13 protein-coding genes are annotated in these 15487 nt (G+C 38.2%); 10 read left to right on the forward strand and 3 right to left on the reverse strand.

Translation table 11 applies throughout. The annotated features are described in order from the left end of the window. Window positions 1–2499, reverse strand: coding sequence for an NEW3 domain-containing protein (locus tag CKJ95_RS06170; protein WP_099352525.1), 2499 nt, complete (start codon window positions 2497–2499; stop codon window positions 1–3). Between the two features lie 356 nt (window positions 2500–2855). Here CKJ95_RS06170 and CKJ95_RS06175 point away from each other — a divergent pair, with 356 nt between their 5' ends. The 8 genes from CKJ95_RS06175 to CKJ95_RS06210 all read left to right on the forward strand — a co-directional run bounded on the left by CKJ95_RS06175 (window position 2856) and on the right by CKJ95_RS06210 (window position 12663). Then, window positions 2856–4061, forward strand: coding sequence for an ROK family transcriptional regulator (locus CKJ95_RS06175; protein WP_099352526.1), 1206 nt, complete (start codon window positions 2856–2858; stop codon window positions 4059–4061). 125 nt (window positions 4062–4186) lie between these two features. Continuing rightward, window positions 4187–5278, forward strand: a complete 1092-nt coding sequence (locus CKJ95_RS06180) for an extracellular solute-binding protein (RefSeq protein WP_099352527.1) — start codon at window positions 4187–4189, stop codon at window positions 5276–5278. An 86-nt stretch (window positions 5279–5364) separates the two neighbouring features. After that, window positions 5365–6435 carry an ABC transporter ATP-binding protein gene (locus CKJ95_RS06185; protein WP_099352528.1) on the forward strand — a complete coding sequence of 357 codons (1071 nt, stop codon included), beginning with the start codon at window positions 5365–5367 and terminating at the stop codon, window positions 6433–6435. Between the two features lie 11 nt (window positions 6436–6446). Then, window positions 6447–8174, forward strand: a complete 1728-nt coding sequence (locus CKJ95_RS06190) for an ABC transporter permease (protein ID WP_099352529.1) — start codon at window positions 6447–6449, stop codon at window positions 8172–8174. 202 nt (window positions 8175–8376) lie between these two features. Next, complete coding sequence (locus tag CKJ95_RS06195) at window positions 8377–9129, forward strand: creatininase family protein (protein WP_099352530.1); 753 nt, start codon at window positions 8377–8379, stop codon at window positions 9127–9129. Between the two features lies 1 nt (window position 9130). After that, entirely contained in the window at window positions 9131–10654 is a 1524-nt protein-coding gene (argH, locus tag CKJ95_RS06200; protein ID WP_099352531.1) for an argininosuccinate lyase, read from the forward strand. Next, window positions 10647–11600, forward strand: a complete 954-nt coding sequence (locus CKJ95_RS06205; protein WP_099352532.1) for an N-acetylglucosamine kinase — start codon at window positions 10647–10649, stop codon at window positions 11598–11600. Before argH ends, CKJ95_RS06205 begins: the two co-directional genes overlap by 8 nt. Before the next feature lie 175 nt (window positions 11601–11775). After that, window positions 11776–12663 carry a DMT family transporter gene (locus CKJ95_RS06210; protein ID WP_099352533.1) on the forward strand — a complete coding sequence of 296 codons (888 nt, stop codon included), beginning with the start codon at window positions 11776–11778 and terminating at the stop codon, window positions 12661–12663. Window positions 12664–12721: 58 nt separating this feature from the next. Here CKJ95_RS06210 and CKJ95_RS06215 read toward each other — a convergent pair whose 3' ends face one another. Then, window positions 12722–12937, reverse strand: coding sequence for a hypothetical protein (locus tag CKJ95_RS06215; protein ID WP_099352534.1), 216 nt, complete (start codon window positions 12935–12937; stop codon window positions 12722–12724). Between the two features lie 117 nt (window positions 12938–13054). Further along, on the reverse strand, window positions 13055–13654 hold the full coding sequence (locus tag CKJ95_RS06220; protein ID WP_099352535.1) for a YitT family protein: 600 nt from the start codon (window positions 13652–13654) through the stop codon (window positions 13055–13057). Window positions 13655–13815: 161 nt separating this feature from the next. Here CKJ95_RS06220 and CKJ95_RS06225 point away from each other — a divergent pair, with 161 nt between their 5' ends. Beyond that, window positions 13816–14346 carry a Gmad2 immunoglobulin-like domain-containing protein gene (locus tag CKJ95_RS06225; protein WP_099352536.1) on the forward strand — a complete coding sequence of 177 codons (531 nt, stop codon included), beginning with the start codon at window positions 13816–13818 and terminating at the stop codon, window positions 14344–14346. Between the two features lie 182 nt (window positions 14347–14528). Next, a complete protein-coding gene (gene tnpA, locus CKJ95_RS06230) occupies window positions 14529–14999 on the forward strand; it encodes an IS200/IS605 family transposase (RefSeq protein ID WP_099352537.1) in 471 nt (156 codons plus the stop codon). Window positions 15000–15487 lie beyond the last annotated feature (488 nt).

Here is a 15487-nt window from a genome sequence, read left to right on the forward strand (position 1 = left end):
TTAATTTTTTGCCCCATAGCTAATCAAGTTAGCAAAAATTCGATATCCTCCTGGAACCTGAGCGCCAATTTGGCGGTAGAATACTAAGTTGGTGTATAGGTAAGTACCCTCACCGTATTCGGCCATTAGGATTCCACTTGTGAATGGGTCCTCATTAGGGTCTGCCATTGAAACGAATGTTTCATAGTTTTCCGACCATTCCATTGGGAAGTAAAGGCCTCTTTCTTGTACCCAGTTGTCCCAGTCCTTGTCAGTAATCTTGTTAGGGAAATTAAAGAGATCATGATCTGGTTTAAGCACATTAACTTTTGCATTTTCATCCGTTACGCGCCAGCGAATGGATGGTGTACCAATTTTCAAACGGTATGGTGGTGTTAACTCAGCATCCCATGGATCTGCTGCCGTCACGTATTGCATCACCAAATGTCCACCATTTTCCACATATTCAAGCAATCTTTCATTATTTGCTAGTAGATCTTCTCTACCAAGAGTTGCGCGAATCCCCGTAACAATTGTATCGTATTGTGAGAGATCTCCACTGGCTAAATCTTCTGGAGTTAGCTTTGTAATATCAAACCCTGCATTAATGAAAGAATCAGCAATTGTATCAAAGCCGCTATCGATGTAGCCAACTTTTAGGTTATCTGGCTTTAATAATTCAAAAGCAACACCGTTAATGGCAGCAGGATACATGAAGTAAGAATCATTAATATGCTCATATTTAATTTCTTGTACAGTCGTGTTAAAAGACTTTCCATCTGCTTCTGCGATTGCAGCAATTGTAAAATTACCCTCTGCGACAGTTGAAGGTGGTACTAATGTGAATTCTACTACTTTTTCCTCGAATCTTTCTGTAAACTTTACTTCTCCTACAGCGGGTTCACTCGTCCAGCCTTCTGGTAAGTCGAGAGCAACCTTTGCAGTATTAGCACCATTGGCATAGTTTTTCACCTTAACTGAAACTGGAATTTCATCTTGGACATTAGCTGTATTTACTGTAATGTTTACTGGATCGGGTGTAACGCTTAATTCAGGAAGAACACTTACCGTATTATCAAAGTCGATAACAGAAGTCGTTTCAACACCGTTTTCCTTAAATGTTAACTGTGCTTGAATCGAAGCATGATCATAAGGTTGAAAATACTCTGCATCAGCTGGAACAGTTACATTGAAACTTACAGTCTTTGATTCACCTGGCTTTAAATGCTTTAACTGACTTGCACCTTCATGCTTCCAGTTTTCAGGAGTCAGTAAAGCCGCTTCAATATGATGAATTTTTTGCTTACCGTTATTTGTAACTGTAACCTCTACTTGAGTTTGTTCACCTTGTGTTAATACGTAAGAACCAATTTCAGTATCCACAGCTAAGTTTGAAGAGACTAAGCTTACTTGTTGAAGCTGTTCTTCTTTTAGCTCAAGCTTATGAAGGAGGTCATTTTTAAGTGCATCATCTAGTTTACCTGATTTTGTCGTTGAGATTAATTTTTGAACAGCACCTAAAGCTTTTTGAGACTCAGGTAAAATTGCCTCACGATTTGGGTAAAGCTCGATAATGTTTTCTAGATTATTTTGCAATGTGTCTAATTGCTCGCTAATATTTTTAGCAGGAACAATGTCTGCCCAAGCGTGGAAATCATAAGGAACTCCTGCAAAAAGATCAGAAGTTTCTGTATCTACTGCTGATTTTTCTAATTTCAGATGTTGTTGCTTTGGTTCAACTGGAAGATCACGTCCCATTCCTTGGCTTTTATGTAGGTATCTTGAAGCTTCACCAAGTTGTGGGTAACTCATTCCATAGATTGGATCATAATCGCCAATTTCAATAGATGTTGTAGCTTCGGCTTCTGAAACTGGTAAGTAAAGTTTTTTAATCTGCCAAGGCTCTAACCCATTTTCTAATTGCTCTGGGAAAACAGATGGATCTGCGGCATCTTCAAAAGCTTTAACAGATAAGATATTGATCAATCTGTGATGTCCGTGTTGGCTATCAACATTTAGGAAGGAAGGCATGACAATATCAGGTTGATAGGTTCTAATAAATTTGATAAGACGTTCGTACGTGACGTCCTCTCCCCATTTTTCAAGTGTTTCATCTGGTGATTTGGAAAAACCGAAATCATAGATCGCATCAGAGGTTGTTTCACTTAAGTGATAGGCTTTTACACCATTTACCTTTGCGGCTTCTATCATTTCATTTGAACGAATAATTCCAAGCGCATTTCCTAGTTCGTTTCCGATTGCGTTTTGACCGCCTTCACCGCGGTTAGCTATTAAACTTGCTGTTTTAACACCTAGCCCTCGGGATAAATAGGCTAGAAAATCACTACGTTCATCATCTGGGTGAGCACCTGTGTTTAAGAAAGTGACGGTGGTATCTAGAGGCTTAACTGCATTCCAAAGTTCAACATCGGCTTCACTTTGTTCTTGTGCTAGACTGAGTGGTGGGAATAATGAAGCAAGTAAAAGAATGGACATCAATACATAGAGACATTTCTTCATTTTGTAACCCCTTTCAATTTTAGGTAAAAAAATCTACAAAACTCTCCTTTCTTAGGATTTTTAGTTAGTAATTATAACTAACTAACTAACTAATGATCATACCTTCAATTCGAATTATATATCCTTTCTGAATATTGTAAATATTACCAAATAACTATTTGCTATTTCTTTGTAGGTATAACGTAGGAGGCATATAGTTTTAGGACAAACCGTTGATATAATAGTAATAATCAGCTTTACCAGTGTACTTACTAAATTTAGAAAATTTAGTATTGTAAACGATAACAAATTGTTATATAGTGTAGTTGAATTAGTTAAACTTACTAACTAACTAAATGAAATAAGGCCGTGATGCTATGAATAGACTACCATCCCATCTTCATGTAAGAATGAATAATAAAAAAATGGTCCTGCAATGTGTTCGAATTTATCAACCAATTTCAAGGGCAGAAATATCCGAAAAACTAAATATTAGTAAACCGACTGTTTCCTTATTGGTTGATGAACTAGTACGAGAGAATTGGATTCATGAAAAGGGAAATGGTGAATCCTCCTCACAAGGAGGAAGAAGGCCTATTCATCTTTATTTTAATGAAAAAGCTGCTTATGTAATTGGAACAGACATTGGAGGAACAAAGGTAAGAATTATTATTTCCGATCTGAATGGAAAGATGCTCTGTTCGACAAGCTTTAGCACAAGTAAGTACTTAGAAAGTGGCTTAGTCAAACAAATACATAAAGAGGTTCAAGAGTTGATTCAAAGTAGTCAGCTCGACCCTGCGAAGATCTTGGGTATGGGAATAGGGGTACCTGGCATTACAGAAACAGTATCAGGCGTTGTTGTCGAAGCACCAAGTTTAAATTGGGTTCGTTATCCGCTTTTGATGGAGGCAGAACAATATTTTTCTTTCCCAGTCTTCGTAGATAATGATGTGAATGTAGCAGTTCTCGGAGAACAATGGTTAGGAAACGCGAAGAATAAGGAAAATGTTTTATTTATAGCCGTCGGAACTGGTATTGGGAGTGGCATTATTATTCAAAATCAGTTATATCGTGGCTCTTCAAATGCGGCTGGGGAATTCGGATATATCGTCACTGATAAGAACGATATAAAAAATGAATTTAAACCTACTTTTCACCGGTATGGATATCTTGAAAGTGTTGCTGGAGGAAAAGCAATTGGAGAAAAGGTAACAAAACTGATTTTGCAACACGAGGGTCACCTTTTGTATAAAGAGGCACTGAAATCCGAAATCACAGGAGAGCAGGCTTTTTCACTGGCAAAAGCGGGTGATGAGATTGCCCAAACAGTGGTCGATGAAGCGATTGAACATCTTGCATATGGAATCATTAATGCAGCCACTCTATTAAATCCAGAAATTATCCTATTAGATGGCGGGGTCATGAAATCATCCGATTACATTCTTCCTAAATTACGGCTTATTGTCCAACGGTATCTTCCGAGTTCAGTAGAACTACAATTGTCGCAATTAGGAGAACATGCAGGCGTTCTTGGAGCTATATCGCTATTCCTTAGAGAACATGAAAGTATTTTAAACTAGCTGGAATAGCAGAATACACATAACTTTTCTGCATATTTTATAGCAAGCTCTTATTCGATTCGATTCTTTAGTAGGTCAAATCGTCCTGCTTTTGAATAAATAAAAATGATTTAAGGGGGATTCTTATGTTTAAAAAGAAGCATTTTTTAGTTCTTTTGATTGCAGCATTGATGCTTTTTGTATCAGCATGCTCTGGTAGTTCTTCTACTGAGGAAGAGGAGCCAGCCAAGGGAAATGACGAAGGCAAAACGGAAGAAACAGCTGAAGCAAGTGGTAACCTCGTAATCTATACAGCTCGTGACCAAACAATTGTGGATCAAGTTGTTGGGATGTTCAATGAAAAGTACCCAGATGTCAAGGTTGATGTATTAACAATGGGTGCTCAACAAGTTCTTGAGCGTGTTCGTGGAGAAAAAGCAAATCCACAAGCTGACTTCTGGTGGGGAGGAACGCAATCCGCTTTCATGACAGCAGCAGATGAAGATTTACTTGAATCGTTTAAGCCAAGCTTTGATGAGAGTATTCTTCCAGAACATAAGGATGCTGAAGGCCGTTGGTATGGTGAAATGCTTTTACCAGAGGTAATCATGATTAACTCTGACATGCTGTCTAAAGAAGAAGCTCCACAAGATTGGGATGATCTTCTAGACCCAAAATGGAAGGATGAAATCATTATCCGTGGTGTATTAGCATCTGGAACGATGAGAACGATCTACTCTGCAATGATTCATGAGCAAGGTGCTGATAATCCAGAAGCTGGGTACGAATGGCTTGCAAAATTAGATGCGAATACAAAAGAATATGCACAAGATCCTACTAATCTATACTTAAAGCTTGCTCGTCAAGAGGGCTCTATTTCTCTTTGGAACCTTCAAGACATTTTAATCCAAAAAAATCAGCACAACCAACCATTTGATTTCGTGTATCCAGAAAGTGGTGCACCAATCTTAGTTGATGCTGTTGGTCTTGTGAAAAATGCAAAGAACCTTGAGAATGCAAAATTATTCTATGAGTTCTTGTTTGAACCAGAGACACGTACAACATTAGCAGAAGATTTATACCAAATTCCAACTCGTACAGACATCGACAAGTCTACAATGCCAGATTGGTACCAAGAGCTTGAATTGAAGTCATTAGATCTTGATTGGTCAGTAATGGCTGAAAAAGAAGCTGAGTGGATGCAACATTGGGATGAAAATATCAAAGGTAAAAATTAATAAGTTCTTGTAAGAGGGGTGAAGATTTGTTTTCACCCCCTTTTTAAAGGTTAGGAAGTAGTACTTTATACAGCGAGGTGTTTGGTTTGAAAAATGTAAGACTTGATCATGTTAGTAAAATGTTTGGTAAAGCAAAAGGGGTAGAAAACGTAAATATCGATGTAAAACCTGGTGAGTTTTTCACATTTTTAGGTCCATCAGGATGTGGGAAAACAACGACATTGCGGATGATAGCGGGATTTTATTTTCCTACAGAGGGAAAAATCCTGTTTGACAATAAAGATGTAACAACCCTCCAGCCAAACAAGCGTAACATTGGTATGGTATTCCAAAACTACGCACTATTCCCACATATGACCGTATTTGAAAATATTGCATTCGGTCTAGAAGTACGTAAACTACCGAAAGCCGTTATTAAAGAGAAGGTAGAAAAAGCACAAAAGCTTGTTCACCTTGATAAATATGGTACGCGTAAAATCAATGAGTTATCTGGTGGACAACAGCAGCGTGTTGCTTTAGCGCGTGCACTCGTTATTGAACCGGATATTCTTCTACTTGATGAACCACTATCAAACTTAGATGCGAAGCTTCGTGAGGAAACGAGAATTGAGATTAAGAGATTGCAAGTTGAATTAGGTGTCACAACGATCTATGTTACTCATGACCAAACGGAAGCCATGACGATGTCTGATCGCATAATGGTTATGAAAGATGGAGTCGTTCAGCAAATTGGCACTCCTCAAGAAATCTATAATCGTCCTTCCAACCACTTTGTAGCCTCCTTTATTGGAGAATCCAATATTGTTAATGGCGAAGTTGTTGAGATTAATGGTGACGCAGTCAAAGTGAAATTGGAAGAGGATGTTTTCGTAACAGGTTCAATGACTCAATCTGCAAATGGGAAAAAGCTTGTTGTAGGTGAAAAAATCAAATGCTCGATTCGACCGGAAGCATTGCATGAAGGACCAGGTGTGAACCAATTAACAGGCACGGTTCAGCTTGTTGAATTTACTGGAGTCAGTATCAATTATCTTGTGAAAGTAGGATCCAATGTTATAAAGGTCATGATTATTAACAAAGGCAACAAAATTTTAAGTCGCGGTGATTCAATTACCCTTCACGTACCCGAAAATGGAATTTACTTGATAGGCGAATAGGAGGTGAAAGAATGAGTGCGAATCAAAGTACAGTCGTGCAAGAGCACTGGTGGGCACGACTTACCCGTTCAAAATATTTTGTGTATGTGTTAATTTCTCCATTGTTTTTAGTGTTATTAGCTTATGTTATTTATCCGTTTTATCAAACGTTTATTCAATCCGTGGTCGGTGAAGAAGGTGCAAATCTCGAAAATTACCAACGCTTCTTTGGTTTAACAAGTACAGCAAACCTAGAGGCGCTTTGGACAAGTATATATATATCGGTAATAAGTGTAATTACGTGTGCCATTGTTGGTGTCACGATGGCATTTTTAATGGAACGTTACGAATTCCCAGGAAGAAAAATTCTCTCTGTCTTAATTCTAGTACCGATGGCGTTACCACCACTAGTTGGGGTACTGTCATTTACCTTCCTTTATGGGGAAAGTGGGATTATTCCAAGAGCTGTCCAAGCGCTATTTAATCTGGAAGAGGTTCCATTTGCCTTAAGAGGTGTCGTTGGGGTAATAGTGGTACACACCTTTACAATGTATACGTATTTTTACTTAACGGCGGCTGCAGCAATCAAAGGGTTAGATCCTTCATTGGAAGAGGCAGCAACAAGCCTTGGATCAGGAAGAATTCGCATTTGGAGAAGGGTAATCCTACCAATGCTGACTCCAGCACTCGTAGCTTCTTCATTACTTGTATTTATGATTTCAATGGCTTCTTATACAGCTCCCTTAATGTTCGGTGTAGAAAGAACCATGACGATGCAAATCTATTTATCTCGTACAAATGGAGATTTAGATATGGCGGCAACGCAATCAACAATCCTTTCCATTGTGTCGATTTCGTTCTTAATTTTAATGAGATGGTATCAAGGAAGACGTAACTTCCAAAACCAAAGCAAAGGGATCAGTGTTCATAGAACTGAATTACGTTCCCCATTTGTAAAATACTTATCGATGTTCCTTTCATTTGTTGGGGTTATTATCTTAATGCTTCCAATTCTTGTCCTCGTGCTTATTTCGTTTTCCGTGGACGGGGAATGGACGGTACAGATTATCCCAACTGCGTACACCCTGCAACACTATATTGACCTGTTTACAGATGAACGAACATGGCGTCCAATTTGGAACAGTTTACAGATGAGTTTTGTCGCAACAGCAGGTAATATCCTGTTTGGTGTGGCAGCGGCCTATGCAATGGTTCGGACGAAATTTAAAGGGAAAGCATTATTAGATATTCTAATCATGGTTCCTTGGGCATTACCTGGTACGGTTGTAGCGGTTAACTTAATTGCAGCATTTAGTGAACCTAACGTATTCAGTTTTAACCAAGTGTTAATCGGAACCTTCTGGATTTTACCTTTGGCTTATTTTGTACGACATTTACCACTTATCTTCCGTTCTACTTCTGCAGCTTTAATGCAAATGGATGAATCAGTAGAGGAAGCAGCGCGAAGCTTAGGTGCTAATTGGTGGTACACATTTAGAAGAGTCGTTGTTCCAATGGCCTTCTCAGGTATTCTTGCTGGTACGTTGCTAGCATTAGTTCAAGGGTTAGGTGAATTCGTTGCTTCAATCCTGATCTATAGTACGTCAACGATGCCACTATCAGTTGCGATATTCCAAAAAATGTACGCTTTCCAATTTGGAACTGCGTGTGCATACGGCGTGCTTCAAATCATTTTAATAATTACAGTTCTATTTATTTCACAAAAGATTACGGATGGAAAAGCAGGCTCCGCAATCTAACTTTATTCAGCAGAGAGCCTCTACTTTTAGAGGAGGGAAGCAGGATGTGACCTAATTCAAGGCGTGTTAAAACCAAGGCTGAATAAAGTTAAGCCTCCGGCGGATGCCACGATTTTTCAAAGGAATCTTTTCGAGCAAGCTCGAAAAAAATCGGGCGGCAAATACGCCAAGGCGCATTTGATTTAGGAGGAGGGATATTTTTATGAAGGCTAGTGATGTTCATGGAAGAGACTTGAAGACGTTGGAGCAGGCAACATTTGCGGTTGTTCCATTAGGGAGCTTTGAGTACCACGGGCCGCATTCTCCTTTAGGAACGGATATTATCCTTGCTGATGGATTTGCAGATTTAATTGATGATGATCTAGGTGGAGCCGTTTTGCCAACGGTTCCCTACACCGCATGTCCTGGAAAAACTTCCAAATATCAAGGGACGATCCCGATTCGACCAAGTATTATCACCGAATATTTAATTGATATTACGATGGGAATTATCAACCAAGGGATTAAAAGGATTGTTCTTTTAAATGCTCATGATGCCAATATGGGAGTTTCTCGAACAGTCGCAGAATATGTGACAGGGAAACATACGGACGCTAGCTTCTTGTTAATCAACTGGTGGCAGATGGTTGCGATCGATGCTGCGGAAGAGATCGGTTTTGTGGGGACAAAAGGTAGAGGCCATGGTGGCCCATATGAAATGTCCGCGGTAAAAGCATTTCGTCCCGATTTGGTGCATGTACAAGAAGGGGACACAGAATTTAAAGAGGTGGCCCAACTTTCTTCTATGCCATATGTTCTTGTAGAAGGAACACCGAGAGCTTGGGATGGCTATACAGGCCTAATTCAACAAACCTCTTATGAAAAAGGAAAGTTAATTGTAGAAAAGGCAGCGGTAAACATGAATAAGTTAATTAAAAATTGGATTGCTGATGAAGAAATAGAAGGGATTGACTAGAATGAAAAACTCACTTAGAGATAAGATCATTGAAACTGAAGGTACAGTTTTTCCTTCTAAAACATATACGTCAATGGTTCTTGAACCTGCATATAATGAGGCAAAGCATCAATTGCTTGATTCAATGATTGAAATCCACAATGCCCATTTAATTATGCTAGTCGAACAAGGGCTCGTTGGAAAAGATGAGGCAAAAAAAATTGCCAAGGCAGTATCTCACCTTGATCAAGATGAAATTCAAAAAAGAAGCTATACTGGCGAATTTGAAGATTTATTTTTTGAAGTCGAGCATGCATTGATTGAGGATGCAGGCGACATTGCAGGTAACCTTCATATTGCCCGGAGCCGCAATGATATGGGGATTGCCATCTATCGCATGACATTAAGGAAAAAGCTTCTTCCTTTAATAGAAAAGGCATTAAAGCTCCGCGAGGCTCTCATCGAAATGACGACCGAGCATAAAGAAACAATTATGATTGGGTATACACACACGCAGCAGGCGCAACCAACAACCCTTGCCCATTATCTAAATGCAATGACTGATATGTTAACCCGTGATATTGTTCGACTTCAAGCTGCATACAAAACCGTAAACCGCAGCAGTATGGGGGCAGCAGCACTCACAACTTCTGGTTTTGCGATAAACCGAGAACGAATGAAGGATTTACTAGGCTTTGAGGATATGATTGATAATGCGTGGGACGCTGTCGCAGGTGCCGACTATATCGCAGAAACAGCAACTGCTGTTCAATTATCAGCATTGAATCTCGGAAGGTCCATGCAAGATTTCTTATTATGGGGAACTCAGGAATATGGCGCTTTTCTACTTTCTGCCCCATATGTGCAAATCAGTTCAATCATGCCGCAAAAACGAAACCCTGTTTCAATTGAACACATGAGAGCACTTTTATCAAGTGTAGCGGGTGATTGTCAAACTGTATTATTGATGGTTCATAACACTCCATTCGGAGATATTGTCGATACTGAAGATGACATGCAGCCATACATCTGGAAAGCCATTGAAAGACTAGGTGGCATTTATGAGTTGCTGACTTCTGTCTTACTTACAATGGAAGTGAATAAAGAAACTCTTCTAAAACGTGCAAGCGAAAGCTTTGCAAATGTAACAGAATTAGCGGATACAATTGTACGCAGTGATGGTTTATCCTTCCGCCAAGCACATCATGTTGTAAGTTCTACAGTTAAAGAGCTTACAAATCAAGGAAAAACATCGTTAGAATCATTAACATTGGATCTATTAAATGAACAGTCTAAAAAGATAGTTGGCAAGGAATCTACCTTAACAGCAGAAGAATTAAAGCAAGTTTTAAGTCCAGAGTATTTTGTTAAAATTCGTGATTTAGAGGGTGGACCAAGTCCAAGTAGAATGGAAAAAACGATCAAAACGCGCTTAACTGAACAAGAAGAACTTTCAGCTTGGTTAGATGAAAAACGAGAACATCTTAACAAATCCACGGCTAAAGTCTCAAGCTTCATAACAGATTGGACTGGAGCCAATGAATAAGAATACCATCGAACTGCTTGCGGTCGATGGGGGAGGAACAAAAACACTTGCGGTTCTGGTAGATGCAAATGGAACGATTCTTGGTGAAGGAAGAGCGGGTGCCACAAATTATCATGTAGCAGGGGCTAGCAAAGTCAGAGAAGCCTTAGAAAAATCCATTCTTTCTGCCTTTAAGGATGCAGGGATTGATCCGAGTAATATGGGTAACGTGAAAAAAGCTGTATTTGCGCTTGCTGGTATTGATACGGACAATGATGAAAAAGAAGTTTCTAGAGTTGTTAAGGAAACCGTGAACGGCTTGCAAATTAAGATTGAGAGACTACAAGTAGAAAATGATTGTCTATCTGCCCTTTTAGGCTCGACCCAAAACAAAGCTGGCGTCCTCTTAATTGCAGGAACAGGCTCAATCGTTTTTGCTCATGATGGCAACAATCGAATTGTCCGTTCCGGTGGATGGGGGCACCGATTTGGGGATGAAGGGAGCGGTTATTGGATTGGCAAGCAAGCCATTAAATCTGTTCTTAAAATGCAGGATGGTCGTGGAGAAGATACACTATTAACCAAGTTAGTATTAGAGAAATTTGATTTTACAAAAATTGAAGAACTTTATAATTGGGCTTACAGTGATGCATATTCAGTTGATGATGTGGGTGCTCTTGCAACCACAGTGGATGAGGCATTTCGGTTGGGCGATCCAGTAAGTAAACGAATATTAGAACGCGCTGTAGAGGAACTGCTACTTCTGGTACATACTGCAATTGAAAATGCAGGAATCCAACAGAACGAATTCGATTTGATTTTACAAGGTGGCGTTTTTCAACACAACCACTACATAAAAAATCAAGTTCGTAACAGAATTCAGCTTAATTTTCCAAAAGTAAACATGATAACCACTACCGAAGAGCCTATTTGGAGCATCATTAAACGTGGGTTGAAGCTACTCTAGCAGTCACCCTAACAATATTAATAAGATTCTACTGATCGTAGCGGTGCCTTTCCCCGGTAATTTTTATGTTTTAGGGGTAAGGTACTTTTTTTGGCTAAACAGAAATGTTTACGGAACCATCTAGGATGTTTAAACTATAAAAGTTGTCATTTTTGTACTCTGGATGGTGTTATTAATGTTAAAAGCTTATTCTTGGCTAACTTTTTGCGTAGTGGTATGGGGCAGTAATTTTATAATCGGGAAAATTTTAGTTTTGGATTTTTCTCCAGCCCTATTAACTATGTTAAGGCTTGTGTTTATTGTTATTTTTCTGATTGGATTAACCTTATTCAAAAAACACTTTAAACCGATAAATAAATCAGATTTTCTTTCTATTTTTTTTCTAGGGGTAATTGGTGTATTTATAAACCAATGGTCATTTTTTAAAGGATTGCAAACAGCGGATCCAACAACATCAGCGTTAATTTTGGCGACTACGCCCATTTTAACAAGTATATTAGCTGCCATATTTTTAAAAGAAAAATTAACAATGCGCATGTTAATAGGGTCTTTTGTCGCTATCATAGGTATTTACTTTGTTGTAACAAAAGGAACTTTTGCAACAATTCAACTGGACAAAGGCCTTATTTGGATTGTTGTAACGATGATAACATTTGCGATTATGATTATTATGACAAGGCTTTTATCCAACAAGACAGACCCACTGACTATTACGTTATATTCAAATATAGTCGGACTTATTGTAGCAATTCCATTTGCTTTTTTACTGGATTCACCTTTACGCATAAGTCCAAACTTTTCTGATTGGGTTTTATTGATCGGTACGGCTGTAGTGGTACATGGTATTGCTAATCTGATTTGGAATAATAATATAAGATTTGTCGATGCCTCTAAGGCAGCAATTTTATCTAATTTAGAACCTTTTGTAGCAATGATAATGGGATTAATCGTATTATCCAAACCAATAACTAGTGCTGAAATGATGGGGTCACTTTTTATAGTCGGTGGAGTCATATTATCTACGTATCAGAGAAAAATGCGAGCTCCATCCCAAGCGAGATGAAATCAGGTTCCCTGCACGGTTATGGACCCCTTCTTGTATAAAAGAGGTCCATATTCATTTAAGATTCGTCTGTTGTTTGTGTTTGAAGTGTAGATTGGGCCTGACTTATTAATGTTTGAATCTGAGCAATCTCCTGTGAAGCTGATTTTAAAGCTTCGTTTGCTAAAATTTGGTTTGCAGCTGACTGTTCGATTGCTGAAGTAATCATGTCCTTTGCAATTGAAGCTTGAGCTTCTGCTTGTTTTAATTTATTTGTGTCAAGTTGATTTGCCATTTTACAGCCTCCTACTTTTACTTGTTGTAAGACAACGATTATATTTTACCTAATTCCGCTTTTTATATGATTGTATTTATTGTAAAAATAAATTAGATAACAGTGGGCATATTGAAATTAAGATCTCGTTTTAAAATCACTATTATTCAAATTCCAAGTGCAGACACTTGTAGTTATTCCACCAGCTAATATGGTAATAGCAGAAAGTAAGAATGTATCACTAGAAACGAATATACCCCCAAGACAAATAACAAAAACGTCTATAATCAGAATGATGATCCCTACATTCATTTTCACTATCTCTGAGAAGAACTGGGCTAATAAATCTGTCCCGCCAGTACTTGTTTCGAAGCGAAGCATAATTCCAATACCAAAACCAATCAAGATACCACCAGTTAACGAGCTAAAAATAGGTGAAATATGTAAGCGGAGTTGATTTAAGTTATGAAACAGGTCAATGAAAAATGAGGACAGAAGCATACCGTGCAAACTATTAAAAAAATATGCTCGATACTTAAACCAAGAGATAATAAAGATAGGAATACTTAATATCATGATTGTGAACCCAGCATTGGTATGAAATAAATAACTAATAATTAAACCTAACCCAATAATCCCACCATCTAAAACTCTATTTGGTATTAAAAAAGTATTGATTCCGATCGCAATTGTTATACTGCCTATAAGGATAGCAGCTGCTTTTATAAAAAATGGCATTGATTCAGAACTCTCCTGTCTAAATGGACGTGTTCTATTTATATGCTATAAATGAATCAATATGGACAACTTTTATACCCCAACTAAGGTATTTTTTTCCTTAAAAATCCACAGAATAGAACAGAGAGATAAATTAGATTCTGTTGAGGAGGGGTATTCTAATGAGAAAGATTATATTCTATACGATTGTGTTGAGCGTCGCTTTATTCTTAGGCGCATGTAATCAAAAAGATCAGACTAATACACCTGATGAGAATGAACAGGTGAATGAAACAGAGGAACAAATTGATAACAACAATAATAAAGCGACTCAGGAAGAAGAAAATAATGAAGTAGATGAAAATGAGCAAGGTCCTAAAAATGATGTAACACCAACAAATGAAGAAAAAGTATACCAGAACAAAACCTTCAAAGATGTAAAAATGTCTGAAACGGATAATGAATTCGTATTTACTGGTAAAGCTCAAGTTTTTGAAGGTGTTTTTGACTATGCAGTTTATGATGGTGAGGAAAATCTATTTGAAAACCACTATCAAACAGTAGGTGCACCATCTTGGGGTGACTTTGAAATCCCGATTGAGAAAAAATTAATAGCAAATGCAAAAAATGAAGTCAGATTCGAACTCTTTGTTTATTCCGCTAAAGATGGTTCGAAAGAGAATGTATTAACTCTCCCACTGACAAGTAAATAGATTAAGGCAAAAGCTGACTCAATGCAGAGTCAGCTTTTTTATTTTGTATCTTTTGAAAACCCCTGGCTATGCCGGGGGTTCCAGAGAGCTTATAGCGATGTATCAAAAAAAGCCTCACTTCGTGATAAGATATAGTTGGTTTCCCGACCACTACATCCAATATACGAAGGAGGCATGTCCAAATGCAGGACAAGAACAGTTTAGCACATACAACATGGAAATGTAAGTATCACATAGTGTTTGCACCAAAGTACAGAAGACAAATTATCTATGGAAAATACAAACAAAGTATAGGGAAAATACTTAGAGAACTATGTGAAAGAAAAGGTGTCACTATTCACGAAGCAAATGCATGTCGAGATCATATTCATATGTTAGTGAGCATCCCACCAAAGTTGAGTGTATCTCAATTTATGGGATATTTAAAAGGAAAAAGTAGCTTAATGATATTCGATCGACATGCAAATTTAAAATATAAATATGGAAATCGCAAATTTTGGTGTCGAGGTTTCTATGTTGATACAGTGGGAAGAAATAAGAAGCAAATAGAAGAATATATTAGAAATCAGCTCAGAGAAGATTATATGGCGGATCAATTAACGTTATTCGAAGAGTTTGATCCGTTTACCGGAGAAAAAAATAGGAAGAAATAAGAGATTCTTTAGAATCAGCGAGTAGATGTGGTGCATAAGGGGAAACCATTCAGTGGGCCTTTTAGGCCGAGGCCGGTAAGAGAGGCTTTCAGCCGCAGAACAAACCACCAGTGTCCTTTACTCATACTCTGAAAAAAGTGAAGGTTGCCTGTTATAATTATCATTAGTAATCATTTGATTGCTCATAAAAAAATCATCCTTTCTGTGAATGTTGTGTGGTAACTTCATTTTACTAAAAAGGATGATTTTTTGTGTATTTTTTTTAAAACTTGGGGGTTAATATTACTGAATTTTGTAATTTTGTTAATTGTAGCGGAAGGTACGAGACTCCTGCGGGAATAGCGTGGCCAGGGGAGAGCCCGCAGGAGCTTGCGACGAGGAGGCTCCCGGACCCGCCCGCGAGTACCTGCAGCGGAAATCAACAACCCATTTAAACGATCAAAATAGATATAAATAAGAGGTTGCCCTCAAAAGTCACTTTTCAATGA

This window comes from Fredinandcohnia onubensis (assembly GCF_002734285.1).
Taxonomy (GTDB): Bacteria; Bacillota; Bacilli; order Bacillales; family Bacillaceae_L; genus Ferdinandcohnia; species Ferdinandcohnia onubensis_A.